Below are 18,325 nucleotides of genomic sequence, written 5' to 3'. Positions count from 1 at the left end.
TATAGCGCAATCCGATTCAGCTAAAACTAAAATCATGATTGATGATGCGAAATTAGGAGCTTTAATACATATTTATGTACTTCTATTTTTTGTTTTTTTTGAGCGAAATTTCATTACTTCTGTTAGCGCAGCGGTGGGTAGCCCATTCTGAATTCTGAATTCTTCTTCAATAATATTTACTAATAAATAAACAGTAACGATTATCTACCGCTCGCTCATAACTTAACTTATCGGCAATGGCGGACATGATTTTTAAACCACGCCCGCGCTCTTGATCATTATCTTCAAATTCAGATGTTTGCTGCAATTGCTGCTCTAAGTCAAAGGGTTCACCTTGAGACCAGATGCGAATTTCTATCTGTTCATCTAACCGCACAGCTTCCATCTCAATAGGAGTTTCAATAGATAAATTTTTGTGGGCATGTTCAACAATGTTAGTAAAGCCTTCTATCATCAGTGTTTGACATTGCCACCAAATTTGTTTGTTAGGAATAGGTGGTTGATTCAGATCCTCGAACCAAGACAAAACTTGAGGTGAAGCTGTCAGGTCTGTGTTGACTTTGAGATAAATTTTATTATTCACTTCTTAACTAAGAAAATATTTTTAAATCATCATATTCGTTAATTAGTTTATTTAATTTGAGTATTTTTACTATACATTAAAAGTTAAATTGCATATAACTTAAATTAAAGCAACTATTTACTGATTATTTTACTTAATAAACTGTGATTTATGTTTAAAATTCTGGTTATTGATGATGATCCTACAGTGCGAGCAGTACTGAAAAATACACTCCAAAGGCAGGGTTATGAGACTACTGTAGCCAGCAATGGCGAAGAAGGAATTATCCAAGCACAACTGCTACATCCTGCTCTGATTATCTGTGACTGGATGATGTCCCAGGTAGATGGGCTAGAAGTATGTCGGCGAATTAGAACAGATCCAGAGTTGGCAACTACTTTTTTTATTCTATTGACGGCTAGGGGAGCAGCTAGAGGAGAAGAAGAAGATAGAGTTAAAGGACTTGACGCTGGAGCAGATGAGTTTATCTCTAAACCAATAGAGATGAATGAATTGAAAGCACGGGTAAGAGCAGGACTAAGATTACACCAGCTAAATCAGGATTTACAAAGTCAAAAGCAAGCTTTGGAGACATTAAATCAGGATTTGCAAACTCAAAAGCAAATTTTGGAAGCAGAATTGTCTGAGGCTGCTGCTTATGTGCGATCGCTTTTACCCTCACCGCTTGTAGGAACAGTAACTACAGAAAATCTGTTTATTCCCTCAGCGCAGCTAGGAGGGGATTGCTTCGACCATCATTGGATTGACGAGGATAATTTGGCAATTTATTTGTTAGATGTATCAGGTCATGGGGTGGGTTCAGCCCTCCTATCTGTATCCGTGCTGAATGTTTTGCGATCGCAATCTCTACCGAACACTAACTTTTGTCAACCAAGTGAAGTCCTCAAAGCCCTAAATCATGCCTTCCAAATGAGAAAGCATGGTGATAAATACTTCACCATTTGGTATGGAGTTTATCACCGCCCTAAACGTCAACTCATTTATGCCAACGCTGGACATCCACCAGCTTTACTATTAGCTAATACTTCTACAAATAGCATCGAAGTTAAACAGCTAAGTTCTTTAGATTTACCAGTTGGCTTTTTACCTGAAGTTCAATTTGAGGATGCTATTTTTGATGTCCAAAAAAACAGCACTTTATACATCTTTAGTGATGGTGCTTATGAAATTAATCAGTCAGATGGTGAAATTTGGGGTATTGATGCTTTTATTGACTTACTAATCAAATACAGCCAGAAAGATACCTGTAATCTAAATCAACTATTAGCAAAGATTCTCACCTTAAATGCTCAAGATAATCTTGATGATGACTTATCTTTAGTCAAAGTTAACTTTGGTTAGAATAGGCAAATGTGTATATTTAATTTTGGATTATCTAACAGCTTATTGTGTTGCCAATACTTGGCGATTAAATTCATCTTGGTCAGCAAATGTTTGAAAAATTCTATCCATCTTAGTCAGCTCAAACAACATCCTGACTTGATCGCTTACAGAACAGACAAATAGTTTAGCATTAGCAGCTCGTACAATTTGCATTGCTGATACTAAAGCACCCAAACCAGAGCTATCAACAAACTTTATTTCTTTAAGATCAAGCAACAAAATATCGGCTCCATTGGCCACAATATTACTAACTTCACGACGTAGTTCATTACCTCTAACACCATCTAAAATTCCAGACAATTCTAGTACCTTTACACTCAAACTCATAGTTTTATTTCCCGATTATTTTGGTTGAAAATTATATATTTATATTTTGGCATTGACCAAATACAAACCGCAATAGATACATCAATACTTTTGTGTTGCCTATGCAATTAGCTTTGTTTTACTACTTGGTGATTCTGATTATTTAGGATTGCAGCAAAAAAGCTTGCACCAACCCATTGCCAAAAAATTCCCAAAGCTTCAAAATAACCATCTTTTAACCTAATGATCGTGATGGAAATGCGGCGATAAACATTAGAGCGGTAGGTGACGCTCCTTTGTCGCTAACGCTTCGCTATCAGCCGTCTCTGCTATAGGAGAAAAGGTAAGTCCACAACTATGGCGAAGGCTAAAATCTAAGTTTAGGCACTCCCCCGTGATTACAGAAGCTCCTAGTACCGCAAGGCGGAATTAAAAATTAAAAATTAAAAATGAATACAGCATAAGGGTTTCGTTGATTTGGAATGATTGGTTTATTTCCGCCGTGTTGTACTAGTTCAGCGGTAGGCAACTAGGAATAGCTCACAGTCTAAAGAATAATCAAAAGCCATGATAGATTTTTAGTAGGAATAGTAAACTTTAAAAAAAGTTCAACTTCTATCCTAGTAAAAAAATTTTGTTTGATTATGCTATCTAGCACCCAATCCCTGAACAGTGTTCTTGCGCCAGGAAATCTGCGTAGAGTACATCACATTGCCCTCAACGTCCAGGATATGCAAGCCTCGCGCTACTTTTATGGCACGATCCTGGGTTTGCACGAACTCACAGGCGACGAAGTACCCGCAACTCTGGTGGAACTTGTCGCATCGGGGAAAGTAGCCAACTTTATTACTCCCGATGGTACAATTTTGGATTTATTTGGGGAACCAGAATTATCACCACCAGATTCCAATCCAGAAAAGACCTTCACCAGAGCGTATCATCTAGCTTTTGACATCGATCCGCAGTTATTTGATCGCGCGGTGACAGTGATCAGAGAAAATAAAATAGCGATCGCACACGGCCCAGTCACTCGTCCTACTGGCAGAGGAGTGTATTTTTACGATCCAGATGGCTTTATGATTGAAATTCGTTGCGATCCAGAAGCTAGTTAACTTAAGGCTAATAACAAAAGTATCTACTATGACCGCAAAACTCACGCAATTGTTTAAAGTCATTGAAGACACAATCACAAAACCGCCAATTCCACATGAACCATACAAGCAATCATTGAAAGCTTGGGCGATGTATTGTTTGCGAGACAAAGGTTTTATAGTCGCTTATGCTCAAAATGCCGACTTTGCCATTGAAAGAAAACGTGAAGAAAAGCTATATTTTAAAGTTTCAAATAGCCCTGATGATTTAGATGATTCTTTTAGCTGGATTGTTTGGGATAGTGCAACCAAAAGCGCCAGTCTCATTCCCCAAAAAATAGACTGATGTCAAAATAGTTATCAAATATTTCCCTGAATTCTGATTTCTGAATTCTGACTAACTACCTTTATTCCCCAGACAATTGCCGCACAAATCTTTGATGTTCTGGCGAATTTAATCCCAACTGACACCTTAATTACGAATTACGAATTACGAATTACGAATTACGAATTACGAATTACGAATTAGTATTGGGTTTCTCAAACACCATTAAATGCTGTTGAGGTAACAAGTTTTTGGTTTCCCGCCAAACCAAACCAACTGCTTGCATTTCTTTGCGGACTTGCTTTTGAGTCATTTTGTGCAGACCTTTAATCATAATAAAAGGATTTTCACCCCGGTACTCAACCAACACTACCCGACCACCTGGTTTAAGTGCTTTCACAATTCCTTGCATCACTTCTTGGGGATACTCAAGTTCATGATAAGCATCTACCATCAAGGCTAAATCGATACTTTCAGATGGTAAGTTGGGGTTACTAAGAGTTGCCAAAACAGGCTCAACATTGGTGATATTTTTCTCTTTTTTGAACAACTCAATGATTTCTAACATTTCTGGCTGAACATCTACAGCCAATACTTTCCCATCTATTAAAAATGGTGCGATGCGAAAGCTTAAGTAACCTGTACCAGCACCAATATCTGCTACTACATCGTTAGGTTTAAGGTTAAGGAGACTGACTATTTTACTTGGCTGTTCCTCTCCCTCTCGGCTGGGACGTTCTAGCCAACCTGCGCCTGTGTATCCCATAACTTTGGCAATTTCTCGCCCCATGTAATATTTACCGATACCATCTGGACTGTGGATAAGCCGTTGTTCGTAAACTGTGGTCGATGAAGTTGCGGCTTGTGCTGTCAGGGTTGGGTTCAGCAGTGAGCAACTCAATATCACAACAAACGATACTATAAAGTGGAGAAAATTTGACATTTGGTTATGACTGATCGGGATAACTATAAGCAGCAACTAAGAGAATTTTATGGTAGTAGAACTACTTATGACCATGAGAAAGGTACTCGCCATCCTTTAGAAGCCAAGATTTTACTTGAATTTTTACCGCTAGAACTGGGGCAGAAAATCCTTGATGTAGCGACTGGAACAGGTTTATTGGCGATTCCCGCAGCTGAAAAAGTTGGTTTTGAGGGTTATGTGATTGCGATTGACATGACCCCTGGAATGTTGCATCAAGCAAGACTGAAGATTGCCGCAGCAAAGTTAGAAAATATCGAGTTGATTGAGGCAGATGCAGAATATTTTCACTATTAAGATTGAGCCATCAGGACGTTATCGCCCTCTAAGGGATAAAGAATTATCTGAGATAGCAATGAATATAAATTTTAAAGGTAATCCTTTGTTGTCAAAATTATCACAAGAACAACTAAATCAGTTGCAAGTTGAGTACAAAGCAGAAATTGAGAAACTAACAACTGATCGAGGTATTTGGGAAGATACGACAAAGTTATTTGTTCGCGCTCGAAAATAAGTTTTACCTTAACGCGAAGCCCTGGAAGTGACTGATCTTTGCAAACTAGCTAGAGCGCGATTGTAATCTAAAATAGCTGTGATTCGATTACCTTCTGCTCTTGTCAGGTCATTTTCAGCTGCAATTACCTCTGTTTGAGTACCCACACCAGCTTGGAACCTGAGCCTTGCTAAATTCAAAGCTTCTCTGGCTTGATTTAAAGCCACAGTAGAAGTTTGGACATTCTCTAAATTGGCTTGCAATTGAGAGTAAAACTGTTCGACATTAAAGCGGATGATGTCGCGCTGGCTACCAAATTGACTCTCTGCGATCGCAATATTAGCTTTCGACTGAGCCGCCCTTGCTCTTGCTGCTCCCCCATCATACAAATTTAAATTTCCTTGAATTCCCACTGAATAGCCATCAGCAACGCTGACGCCATCATCAAACCGATCTATCAAGTTATAGTTACCTGTCAAACTCAGTTGCGGCCCCAACTGTGAAAGTGCTTGTCGTCGCTGTTGCTCACCAATATTACGTTGTGCTAATTGCTGTTGCAGTTCTGGACGATTTTGAAAGGCTCTGACAATAGTTTCTTCAAGTGTTGGCTGCCAAAGACCCGCTAATTGTACCGGATCTGCCGCAGCGATATTAACTGATTGTGCCAAACTTAATCGAGTTGCTAGCTGACGACGAGCAACTTGCTGGTCTGAGATAGCATTAGTCAGTAGTTGTTGGGCGTTTGCTAAATTCACCTGAGCTTGCAGCACATCAAATCGCGTACCGACTCCAGCCTGTTCTCTCGCTTGGGTATCTCGCAAACTAGCCTGGGCATTTTCCACAGCAGACCGATTAATTCGTACTTGTTCATCTGCTTCTTGCAAATCGTAATATTCAGTTGTGACATTCAACTCGATTTCCAGAGATGTACTTTCAACATCTAACTCATCTACCCGTAGCCGTTCCTCCTCAGCTCGGATAGCAGCTTGTCGGTTCCCAGAAGTATAGAGGTCATAGTTCAGTTGTGCTGAACCATTGAAAGAGGTGCTAGCTTCTGATGAATTGCTAGTAAAACCATTGCCACTGTTAGTTAAACTACTGTTAATACCAACAGTAGGAAGCAAGGCAGCTTGAGACTCGCGTAGGGATGAGCGACTGCGTTCTAGCTCTAATATGGCTACTTGTAAATCTCGATTGTTGCGTTTTGCTAGTTCTAAAGCTTGTGCCAAACTGATTGGCACAGTTCCCTGAATTTGTACTTCCTCCGGTTTGGTAGGAAATTGGAGAGGATTAGGATTAGGGTTGAGGTTATCGGGAACCTGTACAGGACTTGAAGAATTTTGTGCTTTTGGGGGAGTTGCCGCACTTGCTAAAGTTGGAAAAAGAATAGCGATGCCTGACGGCAAGGCTACCGCCAACGCTACGGGAATCCAGGTAGAATGCGCGAAGAATAAGCTGAAATTCATAATCTAGATGTAGTCATTAATGAGGCTTCTTTGAGGATAAATCAAAAGTTTTGATCCTGATTGACCTACAGAGATTTAAATCTTAAATTCCCCCTCCAAGGTGTAATCTTAACAAATTAGCCTACAATCAAACCATCCTGAACTCGAATAATTCTTTTGGTTTGAGCAGCGATATCTGGCTCATGAGTAACGATAACAATTGTGATTCCTTGGTTATTAAGTTCTGTTAGCAAACTCATCACTTCATAGGAAGTTTCAGTATCTAAAGCCCCGGTTGGCTCGTCTGCCAAAACTAATGCAGGTCGGTTGACCAAAGCACGAGCGATCGCTACTCGTTGTTGTTGTCCCCCAGATAGTTGACTAGGACGGTTAGATGTGCGTCCTTCTAGTCCTACTTTTTCCAGGGCTTCTAATGCTCTTTCACGGCGTTTTGGTTTGGGTAAATTAGCGTAAACCATTGGTAACATGACGTTTTCCAGTGCTGTCGCCCGCGCCAATAGGTTAAATTGTTGAAAAACAAAACCTATTCTTTGGTTACGAATATAAGCTAATTCATCATCATCAAAAGTCGTCAGGTTTCTCCCTTCAAAAATATAGTCCCCAGTTGTGGGACGATCCAGACATCCCAAAATATTCATCAGCGTAGATTTTCCCGAACCTGACGCACCCATAATCGAGACATATTCTCCCTCCTCAATAGAGAGTTCAATTCCCTTAAGTATAGGAACACTAACTTCTCCCAAGTAGTAAGTTTTAGTAATAGATTCCATCCAGATCATTGTTGGCATAGTAGAGAGACGCGATTAATCACGTCTGTACAAGAATTACGAATTACGAATTACGAATTACGAATTATTTAGTCGCTTCTTAAAGCAGTGATTGGATCTAATTTAGATGCGTTCCGTGCTGGAATCACCCCAGCAACTAAGCCAACGCTCAATGAGAGTCCAAACCCAGCAATAATCGACAAAAAAGAAATGACAAAGGGAAATTTGAAAATATTTGCAGCAGTAAAAGCTAATACAATCCCAGTGGCCATACCAATAGTGCCACCAGCAATGGAAATCACGATCGCTTCGGCTAAAAATTGATTCAGGATTGCAGAATTAGTTGCCCCTACGGCTTTGCGAATCCCAATTTCTCGCGTCCGCTCAACTACGGAAACCAGCATAATGTTGGCAATACCAATTCCACCAACCACTAACGAAATTCCTGCGATCGCTACTACCATGACTGTAAATAAACCCACCACATTAGTGAAGGTGCTAACAATATCAGCTTGATTGGTCAGCCGAAAATCATCAGCTTGCGGCGGATAAATGTTGTGACGCAACCGTAAGAGATTGGTGACTTGAAACTGAGCGGCTTCTAATTCTTCTTGATTCGCACCTTTGACTAAAATTCCATTTACAGAAACGCCTACCAAGGCATTATTCCCAACTAGTCTCTTTGACATACTAGTTAGAGGAATGAAAATCTGGTCATCTCGATCCATCGGCCCTTGAGAACCTTTAGGTTCCATCACCCCAATCACTTCATAAGCCTCTCCCTGAATCCGAATTCGCTCACCGATAGGATTGACACCCTGTCCAAAGAGTGTGTTTTGGACTGTGGGACCAAGAATAGCTACCTGTGCGGCAGTATCTAATTCTTCTTGAGTGAAATATCTCCCTTGCTGGGGGTTGGTATTTCTGACTTCTGGGTAGTTCAAATCCGTGCCATAAATGGTTGTTGAAGTATTCTGTCCTGCATATACAACTTGGGCAGTCCGTTGGAGATAAGCAGAAACCATCTGTGCTGATGGCGCTTGTGTAGCGATCGCCTGTGCATCTTCCCAAGTCAAGGTGCTGCTAGAACCGACTCCTTGACGGACATTCCCGCTTCTTGCAGCACCCGCTAAGATTTGGATCACATCTGTACCCAATGCTTGTATCTGTTGTTCAACCCCTTTTTGCACTCCCTGGCCAACAGAAGTAATCGCAATGACTGATGAAATTCCAATAATCACGCCCAACATCGTTAGACCTGTGCGTAATTTATTACTCCACAGAGTCTCTGCCGCCATTGTCAAAATTTCCAACAACGGTACTGTGCGGGTATTCTTAGCTTTTTTAGAGCCGCTAAATATCTTAAACATAAGGTTTTATGTACAACTAACTTTAAGAACGACCGCCTCCTCTTCCGCCGCCACCGCCTCCTCTTCCACCACTACCACCACCTCCGCCTAGACCAGGAAAAACTCCGCCTCGTGGTGTTGATTGCGGACGTGATCCTGGTGGGAAACTGAGTAATACTCTTTCGTTTCCTGTCAATCCAGACTTAACTTCGGTAAAGTTGTTGGCAGTGACGCCAGTCTCGATGGGAGTAAACACAGGTTTGTTATCTGCTCCAGCCACAAACACACCTGTGGCATTTTGTTGGCGCACCACTGAGGCTGTTGGCACTACTAAAGCATTTTCAACTTGACCGACTTGAAAATCTACTTCGACATTCATTCCAGACCGCAGTAGCCTTTCTGGGTCTGAAAGCGATACTCTCACTTCAAAACTGGTGACGTTTTGCGCCACTATCGCTTGGGCGGCAATTTGGCTGACTTTACCTTCAAAAGTTTTTCCTGGATAGGCATCTGCTTGAATCGAGACTTTTTGACCAAGGCTGATTTTAGAAATATTTGTTTCCGCTAAACTTGCGACAATCTCATTTGTTGAAGCGAGAGACAAGATTGAAGAAGAAGAGGAAGAAGCTACTTCACTACTAGCAGTTGTGGGTGTCACGAATGCGCCGGGATCAGCAAACTTCTTTGTCACCACACCATCAAAAGGGGCGCGAATAATCGTGTCATTAATTTGAGCTTGGATGTTTTGCAGCGAACCACGAGCTGATGTTACCTGGGCGCGGGCTGCGTCAATATCTTCTTGGCGCGTTCCGGCTTTCACAAGTGCCAAAGCTTGCTGTCTCTGCTTCACCACAGCTCGGGCTTGCTCGATGTCTTCTGGACGTGACCCGGCTTTTTGCAACCCCAGTGCTTGTTGTGCTTCATTTACTTGAGCTTGAGCGCTGTCGCGATTGGAACGGTTTTGGTTAAGAGTCTGAAGGGAAATACCGCCTGCATTGTAAAGTTGTTGATTACGAACCAAATCATCTTCTGCTTGGCGAAGGGAGGCTTGAGCGCTTTGCAAGCGTGCCTGTGCTTGAGCTATATCTTGAGAGCGATTACCTGCTTGTACCTTTTGCAGATTTGCCTGGGCTTCGTCTAATACTCCTTGGGCTTGAGCAATATCTTGAGGGCGATTACCTGCGATCGCTTTTTGCAAATTTGCCTCGGCTTGTGCCAACTGTCCTTGAGCAGAGGTGAGTTGCCCCCGCAGGTTAGAATCATCCATGTAAGCAACAATCTGTCCTTGTTTGACGAGATCGCCTTCCTTCGCCAGCAGTGTTTTCAAGATACCGGAATTTTTCGGGCTGAGGTTAATTGACCGCTCAGGCTTCACCGTTCCGTTCGCTGAAACTGTCATTGTTAAACTCCGCCTTTGTACAGGTCTTGTCAGCACCCGACGACTGGCTTCTTGGCGGGAAACAACTGCTACTTGGTAATAAACTGCATAGCCAATTCCCCCCAAAAGGCAAAGAGCAATTAGCCAAGAGAGCCAGTTACGTCTGCCCTTTTTTTTCTTTACCTCTGGAACCAAAACTGATGATGGGGAATCTACTGTGTTTGATGTATCAATTTTCATATCCACTTTTTCTATAAAGAACGGCTACCGAGCTTGTTATTCACGGCTAAAACTATAGCCTGGTAGCCCTATACTGACAATGATTTTGAGTTTTTAGTGTTTTAAAGGTTTATTTGCAGTACCAATCCACTAGGAAGTCTGAAGAAATTATCACGGACTCTCACTAATCTTCTAGATGGAACAACTTCCTGATTAGGAAGAAGAATATCTCCGTTGGGAAGTCTGTAATAACCTTGATTACGCAGTCTGACTATGGATCTAGCAGGAATAATTTGCCCATTGGGATATCTGATATCACCATTACCAAGTCTGACTACTCTGCTATAAGGTTGGTTGTTACGATTCCAATTGTCCCTGTCTCTAGAGTTTCTAACTTCTCCAGGATAGGGTCTGCCGTCACGGTTCCAATTGTCCCTATCTCTAGAGTTTCTGACTTCTACAGGATAGGGTCTGCCATTACGGTTCCAATTGTCCCTATCTCTAGAGTTTCTGACTTCTACAGGATAGGGTCTGCCGTTACGGTTCCAATTACCCCTGTCTCTGGAGTTTCTGACTTCTCTAGAGTTGCTTCTGCCGTCGCGATCCCAATTTTGATTGCGATCGCTAACAACATAGACTTTCGTCTGGGCATTTGCAGGCGCAGTCAACAGAGTGGGAACAATGATCAAAGCAGCAGTAGCTAAAACTATCGATACACGGTTTGGTTTCAACATGGAATTAACTCCTAATTGGCATTAAACTTCTATTCTGCTGAGGTTTGAATTCAGCAATCTTAGACAGTTGCTTTTGTTTGAACATCAAAGTGTTTAATATTTACCTCATCGTATAAATTCATACATTATAATTATCGATCAAAAAGTCCAAACCTATGTATGACGAAAGTCACTAGTAATTCCAGGCTGAGGTATGACGAAAGTCATCAGTTTTTTTAATGGGGATTGGGGACTGGGTATAAATTGTTTTTGTTATAGGGATGTCAAGAACTAATAACTTCAGGAAGGAGGAGGAACCACGCTTTTAAGTCAACTAAAGTTTCTGTTAATACTTCTGCCTCCTCCCTCCTGCCTTTGTTTGTAAGATTTTACTGCCGTCAAGAGCGGAGATCGTTTAAGCTAGCTGAAAGATTCTTTGATTAGTGGCTTAAAGGCGGTAATGTGCCTAAACATGTTAGTTTGATTTCTCTTCTAATGGTTTGTAGTTTGTGGAGTATGCCAAAAGCCGCTAACGCGCAGGCATTAATACCCCATACACTGCAACTGGATGCAACAAAGTTAGAAAAGCAGGGTTTGAGCTTGGCGCAAGAGGCGGCTCAACTAGCTCAGTTTCAACAGGTTGAATTAGCTTTGCCACGAGCGCGGCTGGCTAGTCAACTGGCTCCTGGGAATGATAAGGTATGGTTGCTGTTAGGTGGATTGCAACTGCAAACTAAAGAGTTTGACGCAGCGATCGCTAGCCTAAAAAAAGCGCAATCTATCAACCCCAAAAATGGTGATATTTTGTTTGCTTTGGGTTCAGCTAATTTTCAGCAGAAAAATTACCAAGCAGCTCTTGTCAATTACCAAGAGGGTTTGAAGTTAAAACCCAATGATCCAGAGGGTTTGTTTAATTTGGGTAATGCTTACTTTATGCTGGGTCGATTGCCTGATGCGATCACGCAGTACAATACAGCAGTTTCTAAAGATAAAAAATTCTGGCCAGCGCTCAACAATATTGGCTTAATCAACTACGAACAGGGTGATATCCCCGGAGCGATTAAGCAATGGCAATCTGCTGTCACCATTGACAAACAAGCCGCAGAACCTTTATTGGCCTTGGCAGTGGCACTCTATACTAAAGGCGACCGTCAACAAGGATTAACCTTGGGAGAAACTGCGCTCCGGATCGATTCGCGCTATGCTAATTTGGATTTCCTCAAAGAAAATCTCTGGGGCGATCGCTTACTGTCTGATACGAAAAAATTCCTAGAATTACCCCGTATTCAAGCAGCCCTACAGCAACCAGCATCATCATCAACCCCAGGTCAACAGCCTACTCAATAGGAGTGGGGAGAAGAGGAGAAGAGGAGCAGAGGAGCAGAGGAGCAGAGGAGCAGGGGAGCAAGGGAGCAGGGGGCAAAGAGGTAATTTTTTATTCTCCCCATTCCCCATTCCCCATTCCCCACTTGCCTAACAGTACCTTTTCGTAGTACATATATACTAACTAAATACGGGAAATAGTTGCCCAAAAATATTGGCGGGCAAGTATTCCTAAAATTAAGTCGTTAATTCCCAGTGTTAGTCTGTCGGTAGAAGTGCAATGATTTGGTCAACAAACTGTTGATGGTCAACAACTGGCTTAGAAATGTAGCCGTCAGCACCGCTTTGCTTGAGAAAGTTCTCGCGATCGCCTTCCATAGCATGTGCTGTCACTAAAATTACAGGCAAGTTTGCTGTTTTCGGATCAGATTTCAACATTTGTGTAATCTTGATTCCATCAACAGATTTGCCTTGGTAAACACTTCTGGACAGAGAAACATCCATCAAAATCAGGTCGGCTTCTCCTGATTGGGCAATTTTTATAACTTCTTCGACATTTTCAGTGTGTTTTACACCCAAGCCGCCACGCTTGGACAAAATTTTGGAAAAAACACGAGCATTAATTAGATCATCTTCGACAATTAAAACAGTTTTCATGAGAATTTTAGTTATAGAGGTGAGGAGATTAAAGAATTCCAGAATTCAAAATTAAGAAATGCAATCATTGTAAGTATGATGGCTACTAAGTTTATGTAGATTATACTCGTGTGCATCCTTTTTAATAGTCAATTGCATCCTCGCCATCAAGGATGATACTACTGCTTTTTCTTCTGCGACTATCAAAATTTTGTTATGAATCCTATTTGATCCGTTATGCTGTGGTTGCCGCAGTGTTGAGTTCCATCGGCTTTTGTGTAGTTAAATTTCAGGGAAAAAACTCATGGCAAAACAGTTAAACCTTCTCTCAACGGGACAGGTAATTCCAACAGCCCTGCACACCGAGATGCAACGGTCTTATCTAGAATATGCCATGAGCGTGATTGTCGGGCGAGCGCTACCAGACGTGCGTGATGGCTTAAAACCAGTGCATCGCCGCATTCTGTATGCAATGCACGAACTTGGTTTAGTACCAGATAGACCCTATCGAAAATGTGCCCGTGTAGTGGGTGATGTGTTGGGTAAATACCATCCCCACGGCGACCAATCAGTTTACGATGCCTTAGTGAGGCTGGTACAGGATTTTTCTAGCCGCTATCCTTTACTGGCAGGACACGGTAACTTTGGCAGTGTCGATAATGACCCGCCAGCGGCGATGCGCTACACAGAAACGCGCCTCGCACCGATCAGTCATGAGGGAATGCTGACAGAAATTGGCGAAGAAACTGTGGAATTTGTCGGGAACTTCGATAATTCCCAACAAGAACCAACGGTTTTACCTGCTCAGTTGCCGTTTCTGTTGCTCAATGGCTGTTCTGGTATTGCCGTAGGAATGGCAACGAATGTACCACCCCACAATTTGGGGGAAGTTGTCGATGGATTAATTGCCTTAATCGACAACCCAGAATTGCCAGATGAAAAATTATTTGAGTTAATTCCAGGGCCAGATTTTCCCACTGGTGGAGAAATAATTGGTGAGACGGGAATTCGGGAAGCATACACCACAGGTAAAGGTGGAATTTTGCTACGGGGAGTCGCGACTCTAGAGGAAATTCCAGCCAGTCGGGGAAGCAAGCGCCGGACGGCAATTATCATTACAGAATTGCCTTATCAAGTGAATAAGGCTGCCTGGATTGAGAAGGTAGCGGACTTAGTAAATCAAGGACGTTTGCAAGGAATTTCTGATCTCCGGGATGAGAGCGATCGCGAAGGAATGCGGGTGGTAATTGAACTTAAACGCGATACCAATCCCCAAGAAGTTCTCCAGCATTTGTATCACCAAACTGCTTTACAAATGACTTTTGGGGCTATTCTCCTAGCAATAGTAGATGGACAACCCCGGCAATTAAGTTTGCGCCAACTGTTGCAGGAGTTTTTGAAATTCCGAGAAGAGACACTGAACCGTCGCTACAATTACGAGTTGGGTAAGGCCCAAAGTCGTGTGCATTTGGTGGAAGGTTTGCTGAAAGCGCTGTCTAATTTGGATGAGGTAATTCAAATTTTGCGCCAAGCTCCTGATGGTAGTACGGCAAAAATTAATCTTTGTAGCCAACTGGATTTGAGTGAGGTACAAGGAGATGCAATTCTGGCTATGCCGTTGCGCCGCCTCACCAGTTTAGAACAGCAAAATTTGCAGCAGGAATTTGAGCAGATCAGTGAACAAATTAGCTTGTTGGAGCAATTGCTGAACGATCGCCGCGAATTATTAAAGGCGCTGAAAAAAGATTTGCGATCGCTCAAGCGCAAGTACAACGATCCCCGGCGGACAAAAATCGGAGAGGAGCAGAAGTCTAGGGCAGAGGAGCAGAAGGGCAGAGGGGCAGAGGGGCAGAGGAGCAGAGGGGCAGAGGAGGAGGAACTTCAATCTTCGGAACCAGTAGAAGAAGCGATTTTAGAATTTACCCAACGGGGTTATGTGCGCCGCACTCAGCCATCTGGGAGAAAGTCAAAAGCTGAAAATGGTCTGCACGATAATGACTTCATTATCCAAACTGTGTTGACCGACACGAGCAAAGACTTGCTGATACTAACTGGTAGCGGCAAAGTCTATCCGGTAAATGTGGGAGAAATTCCCCCTACTACTGGACGTTCTCCACGGGGAAAACCTTTGATTACTATGCTCAGTAGTACTGCTCAAAGCGCTCAAGAAGATGTGGTCAGCCGCTTTTTGCTGCCGGAAAATCTTGAAACTAGGCAGATGATTCTTTTAACAAAACAGGGAAGAATTAAACGTCTGTCTCTGGGAGAATTTACTAATTTAACTCGGCGCGGAATCACGATTTTGAAGCTCAAAGACGATGATGAATTGTCATTTACCCAGTTCACCGCTCCAGGGGCACATCTAATTTTAGCTAGTTCAGGTGGGCGAATGTTACGCTTTGCAGCCAATGATGAACAATTACCGATCATGGGACGCACAGCGATGGGTTTACAAGCATTTCGGTTATTGAAAAATCAGCAAATGGTTGGCTGTGTCACTGTCGGTAAAGATGACCAATTACTGCTAGTTACTCAAGAAGGATATGCCAAGCGGATGGCTGCGAGTCAGCTAAGAGCGGCTAATCGCGGCGATTTGGGCACGCAAGCGCTGAAATTTGCTAGCAAAACTGACAACTTAGCTGGTATGGTCATAGCGATGCCTTCGCCGGGCTACGCCAACGCATCTGGCGAGGTAGCCTTAGTGACGAATAAGGAGCGGGTTGTGCGGATACCTGTGGAAACAGTGCCGCTCTTAGGTAGAGATGTCAAAGGTGAAAGTATCCTCCAACTCAACCGCGATGAAAAAATCATCACTGTGGCTGAAGTGCGATCGTAAACTAGGGTGATGTTCAACTTCCGACAAGCCAACTTGCAGGATTTAGAGGCGCTGATCCGACTGCGTCTCGAACTCCTGCGGGAGGCTGGCGATATTAAAACAATTCGCAATTCGCAATTCGCAATTCGCAATGACGCTCTCTACGAAACGCTAAAAGCGTAGCTTACTTTCCTGCAAGGGTACGCGGACTCGCTAATGCAATTACGTTGTGGGACGGGCATTTAGACCCCGACCCAAAACGGGCTGCCTGTCTTGCTGGGGACTAAACCCCCAAAGTTCGTTAAAGGTGACTCTGACACTGCAAACCTAGCAGAAGCAACTCGCAAATATCTTGGCAAAAAAATGCCGCTGGGTGAGTTTTTAGCTTGGGTAGCTGAAGTGGATAGTCAAATTGTTGCCACTAGCGGCTTGGTATTTTTTCAACGACCCCCTTACAACGGGAATTTCTCTGGCTTAGAAGCCTACGTTATGAACGTTTATACAATTCCGATGTGGCGAGGACAGGGAATTGCAACAGCCTTGTTAAAGGAAATTATCAGCTTTGTGAGAGCAACTGAGGCAAAACGCCTCTGGCTTCACACCACTGAAGATGGTAAACGTATCTATGAGAAGCTTGGTTTTGTCTCGACTTCAAAAGAAATGGAAATTATCTGGTAATGACTTAATATATCAATAATTTATTATCTTAAAATAACAAACTCTATTGTAAATCAAGCAATTTAAATAAATTATTTGATAATTAATATCAACAATGTAATATTGTTTATAACGGTAAAATTCTAGATAACATTTCTTTTACCTCAGTAAATCCCACTGAAGACAGATGCTTAAATCTGTATAAATGGCTATCTCTATTTATGTCACGGTATGGAAACAAAAGTATAAAAAATGTTGCCCTTCTCAAAATATTTGTTATATTAGTTTACATAAGGTAATAAACCTTAAGAATTAAATTTGGAGTTCAGACAATGACAAATGCAAGCACCACAAAAGTAACTACTCCTGTAATTGAAGATCGCAACGCTTGGCGTTGGGGCTTTACCCCACAAGCAGAAATTTGGAACGGTCGTTTGGCAATGATTGGTTTTTCAGCAGCCATTTTGGTTGAAGTTTTTTCTGGTCAGGGCTTCCTACACTTTTGGGGCATCCTGTAAGTTTTAATAACCAAGATGACCTATAAATAAAAAAACCTGGAGTGCCAATTCACTACCAGGTTTTTTATTTTTTTTGTTATTAGTCAGTTGTCATTTGTCCTTCGTTTATTTACTAATGACCAATGACTAATGACCAATGACAATAACTACCGAATATATTCTTTGAGAACGCTGTTACGATTTGGATGGCGTAATTTGCGGAGTGCTTTTGCCTCAATTTGACGAATCCGTTCGCGGGTAACGTTGAAAATCTGTCCAATTTCCTCAAGGGTTTTCATCCGACCATCATCCAAGCCGTAACGTAGTCTGAGAACGTCACGTTCACGTGGGCTGAGACTGTCAAGGACTTTTTCGAGGTCTTCGCGTAGAAGATTTTTGGAAACTTGGTCTTCTGGCGTTTCACCATCGGATTCAATAAAATCGCCCAATCGAGAATCTTCTTCTTTACCAATAGGCGTTTCTAGTGAGATAGGTAACTGGGCAGATTTAGCAATGAACCGCAACTTCTCAATGGTCATTTCCATGCGAGTCGCGATTTCTTCTTCAGTTGGCTTGCGACCCATCTCTTGAGACAGTAACTTGGTAGTTTTCTTAATCCGAGAGATGGTTTCGTAAAGATGAACTGGAAGGCGAATTGTGCGAGATTGATCTGCGATCGCACGGGTAATTGCTTGACGAATCCACCATGTAGCATAGGTGGAGAACTTATAACCTTTTTCGTGGTCAAACTTTTCAGCGGCACGAATCAAACCGAGACTGCCTTCCTGAATTAAGTCCTGGAACGACAAACCACGATTCATGTACTTTTTAGCAATTGAAACTACAAGACGGAGGTTAGATTGCACCATCTTGTCTTTCGCCCGACGACCAACATGGAGGCGATAACGAAAGGCTGGTAGTGGCAGTTGTACTGCTTCTGCCCATTCACTATCTCGAGGATCGCGATCTAATTGCTCACAGAGTCTTTCGCGGACTCTCTCTAATTCCAGCAAATCGGCTATTTTCCGCGCCAATTCAATTTCTTCGTCTGCCCGCAACAGACGAATTCTACCAATTTCTTGCAAGTAAAGCCGAATTGAATCTTCGGTATAGTGCTTTTTCTTGCTTTGTGTCCGACGACGCGATTTAGCGGCTTTTCCAGACTTTGCGTCGTCCTCATCAGACTGAGGCTCTAAAAATTCCTCGTCACCTTCATCGATGATCAGCAAGTCCTCTTCATCGTCTATTAAGAGTTCTTCTAACTCGAGCTCAGGCTGATTTATTATTTCTAGGTCAGGCTGATATATGCTTTCGAGTACGTTGTTAGCCTGGTTCATGCCGC

General features: G+C 42.5%; 20 protein-coding genes. 10 read left to right on the top strand and 10 right to left on the bottom strand.

The window, feature by feature from the left end; translation table 11 throughout:
* Positions 1 to 166 precede the first annotated feature (166 nt).
* Entirely contained in the window at positions 167 to 583 is a 417-nt protein-coding gene (locus tag ACWATR_RS15670; protein ID WP_460334018.1) for an ATP-binding protein, read from the bottom strand.
* A gap of 150 nt (positions 584 to 733) precedes the next feature.
* On the opposite strand from ACWATR_RS15670, the gene ACWATR_RS15665 reads away from it, so the two are divergent.
* On the top strand, positions 734 to 1,924 hold the full coding sequence (locus ACWATR_RS15665; protein WP_460334015.1) for a SpoIIE family protein phosphatase: 1,191 nt from the start codon (positions 734 to 736) through the stop codon (positions 1,922 to 1,924).
* A gap of 42 nt (positions 1,925 to 1,966) precedes the next feature.
* On the opposite strand, the gene ACWATR_RS15660 is transcribed toward ACWATR_RS15665, so the two are convergent.
* Positions 1,967 to 2,293: an STAS domain-containing protein gene (locus ACWATR_RS15660; RefSeq protein ID WP_460334012.1), complete on the bottom strand. Its 327-nt coding sequence runs from the start codon at positions 2,291 to 2,293 to the stop codon at positions 1,967 to 1,969.
* A 623-nt stretch (positions 2,294 to 2,916) separates the two neighbouring features.
* Between ACWATR_RS15660 and ACWATR_RS15655 the strand changes: the two genes are divergently transcribed.
* Together ACWATR_RS15655 and ACWATR_RS15650 are read left to right on the top strand one after the other, a co-directional pair.
* Positions 2,917 to 3,384, top strand: a complete 468-nt coding sequence (locus tag ACWATR_RS15655) for a VOC family protein (RefSeq protein WP_460334009.1) — start codon at positions 2,917 to 2,919, stop codon at positions 3,382 to 3,384.
* A 28-nt stretch (positions 3,385 to 3,412) separates the two neighbouring features.
* Positions 3,413 to 3,709 carry a hypothetical protein gene (locus ACWATR_RS15650; RefSeq protein ID WP_460334006.1) on the top strand — a complete coding sequence of 99 codons (297 nt, stop codon included), beginning with the start codon at positions 3,413 to 3,415 and terminating at the stop codon, positions 3,707 to 3,709.
* A 172-nt stretch (positions 3,710 to 3,881) separates the two neighbouring features.
* On the opposite strand, the gene ACWATR_RS15645 is transcribed toward ACWATR_RS15650, so the two are convergent.
* Positions 3,882 to 4,631 (bottom strand): class I SAM-dependent methyltransferase, encoded by a 750-nt coding sequence (locus ACWATR_RS15645; RefSeq protein WP_460334003.1) that lies wholly within the window; start codon positions 4,629 to 4,631, stop codon positions 3,882 to 3,884.
* A gap of 6 nt (positions 4,632 to 4,637) precedes the next feature.
* On the opposite strand from ACWATR_RS15645, the gene ACWATR_RS15640 reads away from it, so the two are divergent.
* Both ACWATR_RS15640 and ACWATR_RS15635 read left to right on the top strand, forming a co-directional pair.
* The gene (locus ACWATR_RS15640) at positions 4,638 to 4,967 is read left to right on the top strand and encodes a methyltransferase domain-containing protein (protein WP_460334001.1); all 330 of its coding nucleotides are present in this window, start codon (positions 4,638 to 4,640) and stop codon (positions 4,965 to 4,967) included.
* Positions 4,945 to 5,184 carry a hypothetical protein gene (locus tag ACWATR_RS15635; RefSeq protein WP_460333998.1) on the top strand — a complete coding sequence of 80 codons (240 nt, stop codon included), beginning with the start codon at positions 4,945 to 4,947 and terminating at the stop codon, positions 5,182 to 5,184. Before ACWATR_RS15640 ends, ACWATR_RS15635 begins: the two co-directional genes overlap by 23 nt.
* Positions 5,185 to 5,192: 8 nt before the next feature.
* On the opposite strand, the gene ACWATR_RS15630 is transcribed toward ACWATR_RS15635, so the two are convergent.
* The 5 genes from ACWATR_RS15630 to ACWATR_RS15610 all read right to left on the bottom strand — a co-directional run bounded on the left by ACWATR_RS15630 (position 5,193) and on the right by ACWATR_RS15610 (position 11,076).
* Positions 5,193 to 6,629, bottom strand: coding sequence for a TolC family protein (locus ACWATR_RS15630; RefSeq protein WP_460333995.1), 1,437 nt, complete (start codon positions 6,627 to 6,629; stop codon positions 5,193 to 5,195).
* A 116-nt stretch (positions 6,630 to 6,745) separates the two neighbouring features.
* Complete coding sequence (locus ACWATR_RS15625; RefSeq protein ID WP_460333992.1) at positions 6,746 to 7,417, bottom strand: ABC transporter ATP-binding protein; 672 nt, start codon at positions 7,415 to 7,417, stop codon at positions 6,746 to 6,748.
* 68 nt (positions 7,418 to 7,485) lie between these two features.
* On the bottom strand, positions 7,486 to 8,766 hold the full coding sequence (locus ACWATR_RS15620) for an ABC transporter permease (RefSeq protein WP_460333989.1): 1,281 nt from the start codon (positions 8,764 to 8,766) through the stop codon (positions 7,486 to 7,488).
* 22 nt (positions 8,767 to 8,788) lie between these two features.
* A complete protein-coding gene (locus ACWATR_RS15615; protein ID WP_460333986.1) occupies positions 8,789 to 10,363 on the bottom strand; it encodes an efflux RND transporter periplasmic adaptor subunit in 1,575 nt (524 codons plus the stop codon).
* A 101-nt stretch (positions 10,364 to 10,464) separates the two neighbouring features.
* Positions 10,465 to 11,076: a hypothetical protein gene (locus ACWATR_RS15610; RefSeq protein WP_460333983.1), complete on the bottom strand. Its 612-nt coding sequence runs from the start codon at positions 11,074 to 11,076 to the stop codon at positions 10,465 to 10,467.
* A 441-nt stretch (positions 11,077 to 11,517) separates the two neighbouring features.
* Here ACWATR_RS15610 and ACWATR_RS15605 point away from each other — a divergent pair, with 441 nt between their 5' ends.
* Positions 11,518 to 12,402, top strand: a complete 885-nt coding sequence (locus ACWATR_RS15605; RefSeq protein ID WP_460333980.1) for a tetratricopeptide repeat protein — start codon at positions 11,518 to 11,520, stop codon at positions 12,400 to 12,402.
* Positions 12,403 to 12,636: 234 nt separating this feature from the next.
* On the opposite strand, the gene ACWATR_RS15600 is transcribed toward ACWATR_RS15605, so the two are convergent.
* Complete coding sequence (locus tag ACWATR_RS15600) at positions 12,637 to 13,035, bottom strand: response regulator (RefSeq protein ID WP_069073372.1); 399 nt, start codon at positions 13,033 to 13,035, stop codon at positions 12,637 to 12,639.
* Between the two features lie 283 nt (positions 13,036 to 13,318).
* Here ACWATR_RS15600 and gyrA point away from each other — a divergent pair, with 283 nt between their 5' ends.
* The 4 genes from gyrA to ACWATR_RS15580 all read left to right on the top strand — a co-directional run bounded on the left by gyrA (position 13,319) and on the right by ACWATR_RS15580 (position 17,004).
* Positions 13,319 to 15,850 (top strand): DNA gyrase subunit A, encoded by a 2,532-nt coding sequence (gene gyrA / locus ACWATR_RS15595; protein ID WP_460333977.1) that lies wholly within the window; start codon positions 13,319 to 13,321, stop codon positions 15,848 to 15,850.
* A gap of 9 nt (positions 15,851 to 15,859) precedes the next feature.
* Positions 15,860 to 16,012, top strand: a complete 153-nt coding sequence (locus tag ACWATR_RS15590) for a hypothetical protein (protein ID WP_460333974.1) — start codon at positions 15,860 to 15,862, stop codon at positions 16,010 to 16,012.
* Between the two features lie 90 nt (positions 16,013 to 16,102).
* Complete coding sequence (locus ACWATR_RS15585) at positions 16,103 to 16,507, top strand: GNAT family N-acetyltransferase (protein ID WP_460333972.1); 405 nt, start codon at positions 16,103 to 16,105, stop codon at positions 16,505 to 16,507.
* Between the two features lie 311 nt (positions 16,508 to 16,818).
* Entirely contained in the window at positions 16,819 to 17,004 is a 186-nt protein-coding gene (locus tag ACWATR_RS15580) for a chlorophyll a/b-binding protein (RefSeq protein ID WP_069073374.1), read from the top strand.
* 146 nt (positions 17,005 to 17,150) lie between these two features.
* Here ACWATR_RS15580 and rpoD read toward each other — a convergent pair whose 3' ends face one another.
* On the bottom strand, positions 17,151 to 18,320 hold the full coding sequence (rpoD, locus tag ACWATR_RS15575) for an RNA polymerase sigma factor RpoD (RefSeq protein WP_069073375.1): 1,170 nt from the start codon (positions 18,318 to 18,320) through the stop codon (positions 17,151 to 17,153).
* Between the last annotated feature and the right edge of the window lie 5 nt (positions 18,321 to 18,325).

The sequence above is a fragment of the Nostoc sp. UIC 10890 genome (assembly GCF_054786515.1).
This window is presented reverse-complemented; position numbering and strand designations above follow the sequence as displayed.

What these genes read in the sequence shown, in the direction of transcription:
- ACWATR_RS15665 (WP_460334015.1), top strand. Translation starts at nt 734, where the DNA reads ATGTTTAAAATTCTGGTTATTGATGATGATCCTACAGTGCGAGCAGTA.
- ACWATR_RS15640 (WP_460334001.1), top strand. Translation starts at nt 4,638, where the DNA reads ATGACTGATCGGGATAACTATAAGCAGCAACTAAGAGAATTTTATGGT.
- ACWATR_RS15625 (WP_460333992.1), bottom strand. Translation starts at nt 7,417, where the DNA reads ATGCCAACAATGATCTGGATGGAATCTATTACTAAAACTTACTACTTG.
- gyrA (WP_460333977.1), top strand. Translation starts at nt 13,319, where the DNA reads ATGGCAAAACAGTTAAACCTTCTCTCAACGGGACAGGTAATTCCAACA.
- ACWATR_RS15580 (WP_069073374.1), top strand. Translation starts at nt 16,819, where the DNA reads ATGACAAATGCAAGCACCACAAAAGTAACTACTCCTGTAATTGAAGAT.
- ACWATR_RS15600 (WP_069073372.1), bottom strand. Translation starts at nt 13,035, where the DNA reads ATGAAAACTGTTTTAATTGTCGAAGATGATCTAATTAATGCTCGTGTT.
- ACWATR_RS15650 (WP_460334006.1), top strand. Translation starts at nt 3,413, where the DNA reads ATGACCGCAAAACTCACGCAATTGTTTAAAGTCATTGAAGACACAATC.
- ACWATR_RS15610 (WP_460333983.1), bottom strand. Translation starts at nt 11,076, where the DNA reads ATGTTGAAACCAAACCGTGTATCGATAGTTTTAGCTACTGCTGCTTTG.
- ACWATR_RS15660 (WP_460334012.1), bottom strand. Translation starts at nt 2,293, where the DNA reads ATGAGTTTGAGTGTAAAGGTACTAGAATTGTCTGGAATTTTAGATGGT.
- ACWATR_RS15590 (WP_460333974.1), top strand. Translation starts at nt 15,860, where the DNA reads ATGTTCAACTTCCGACAAGCCAACTTGCAGGATTTAGAGGCGCTGATC.
- ACWATR_RS15620 (WP_460333989.1), bottom strand. Translation starts at nt 8,766, where the DNA reads ATGTTTAAGATATTTAGCGGCTCTAAAAAAGCTAAGAATACCCGCACA.
- ACWATR_RS15635 (WP_460333998.1), top strand. Translation starts at nt 4,945, where the DNA reads ATGCAGAATATTTTCACTATTAAGATTGAGCCATCAGGACGTTATCGC.
- ACWATR_RS15645 (WP_460334003.1), bottom strand. Translation starts at nt 4,631, where the DNA reads ATGTCAAATTTTCTCCACTTTATAGTATCGTTTGTTGTGATATTGAGT.
- ACWATR_RS15655 (WP_460334009.1), top strand. Translation starts at nt 2,917, where the DNA reads ATGCTATCTAGCACCCAATCCCTGAACAGTGTTCTTGCGCCAGGAAAT.
- ACWATR_RS15615 (WP_460333986.1), bottom strand. Translation starts at nt 10,363, where the DNA reads ATGAAAATTGATACATCAAACACAGTAGATTCCCCATCATCAGTTTTG.
- rpoD (WP_069073375.1), bottom strand. Translation starts at nt 18,320, where the DNA reads ATGAACCAGGCTAACAACGTACTCGAAAGCATATATCAGCCTGACCTA.
- ACWATR_RS15630 (WP_460333995.1), bottom strand. Translation starts at nt 6,629, where the DNA reads ATGAATTTCAGCTTATTCTTCGCGCATTCTACCTGGATTCCCGTAGCG.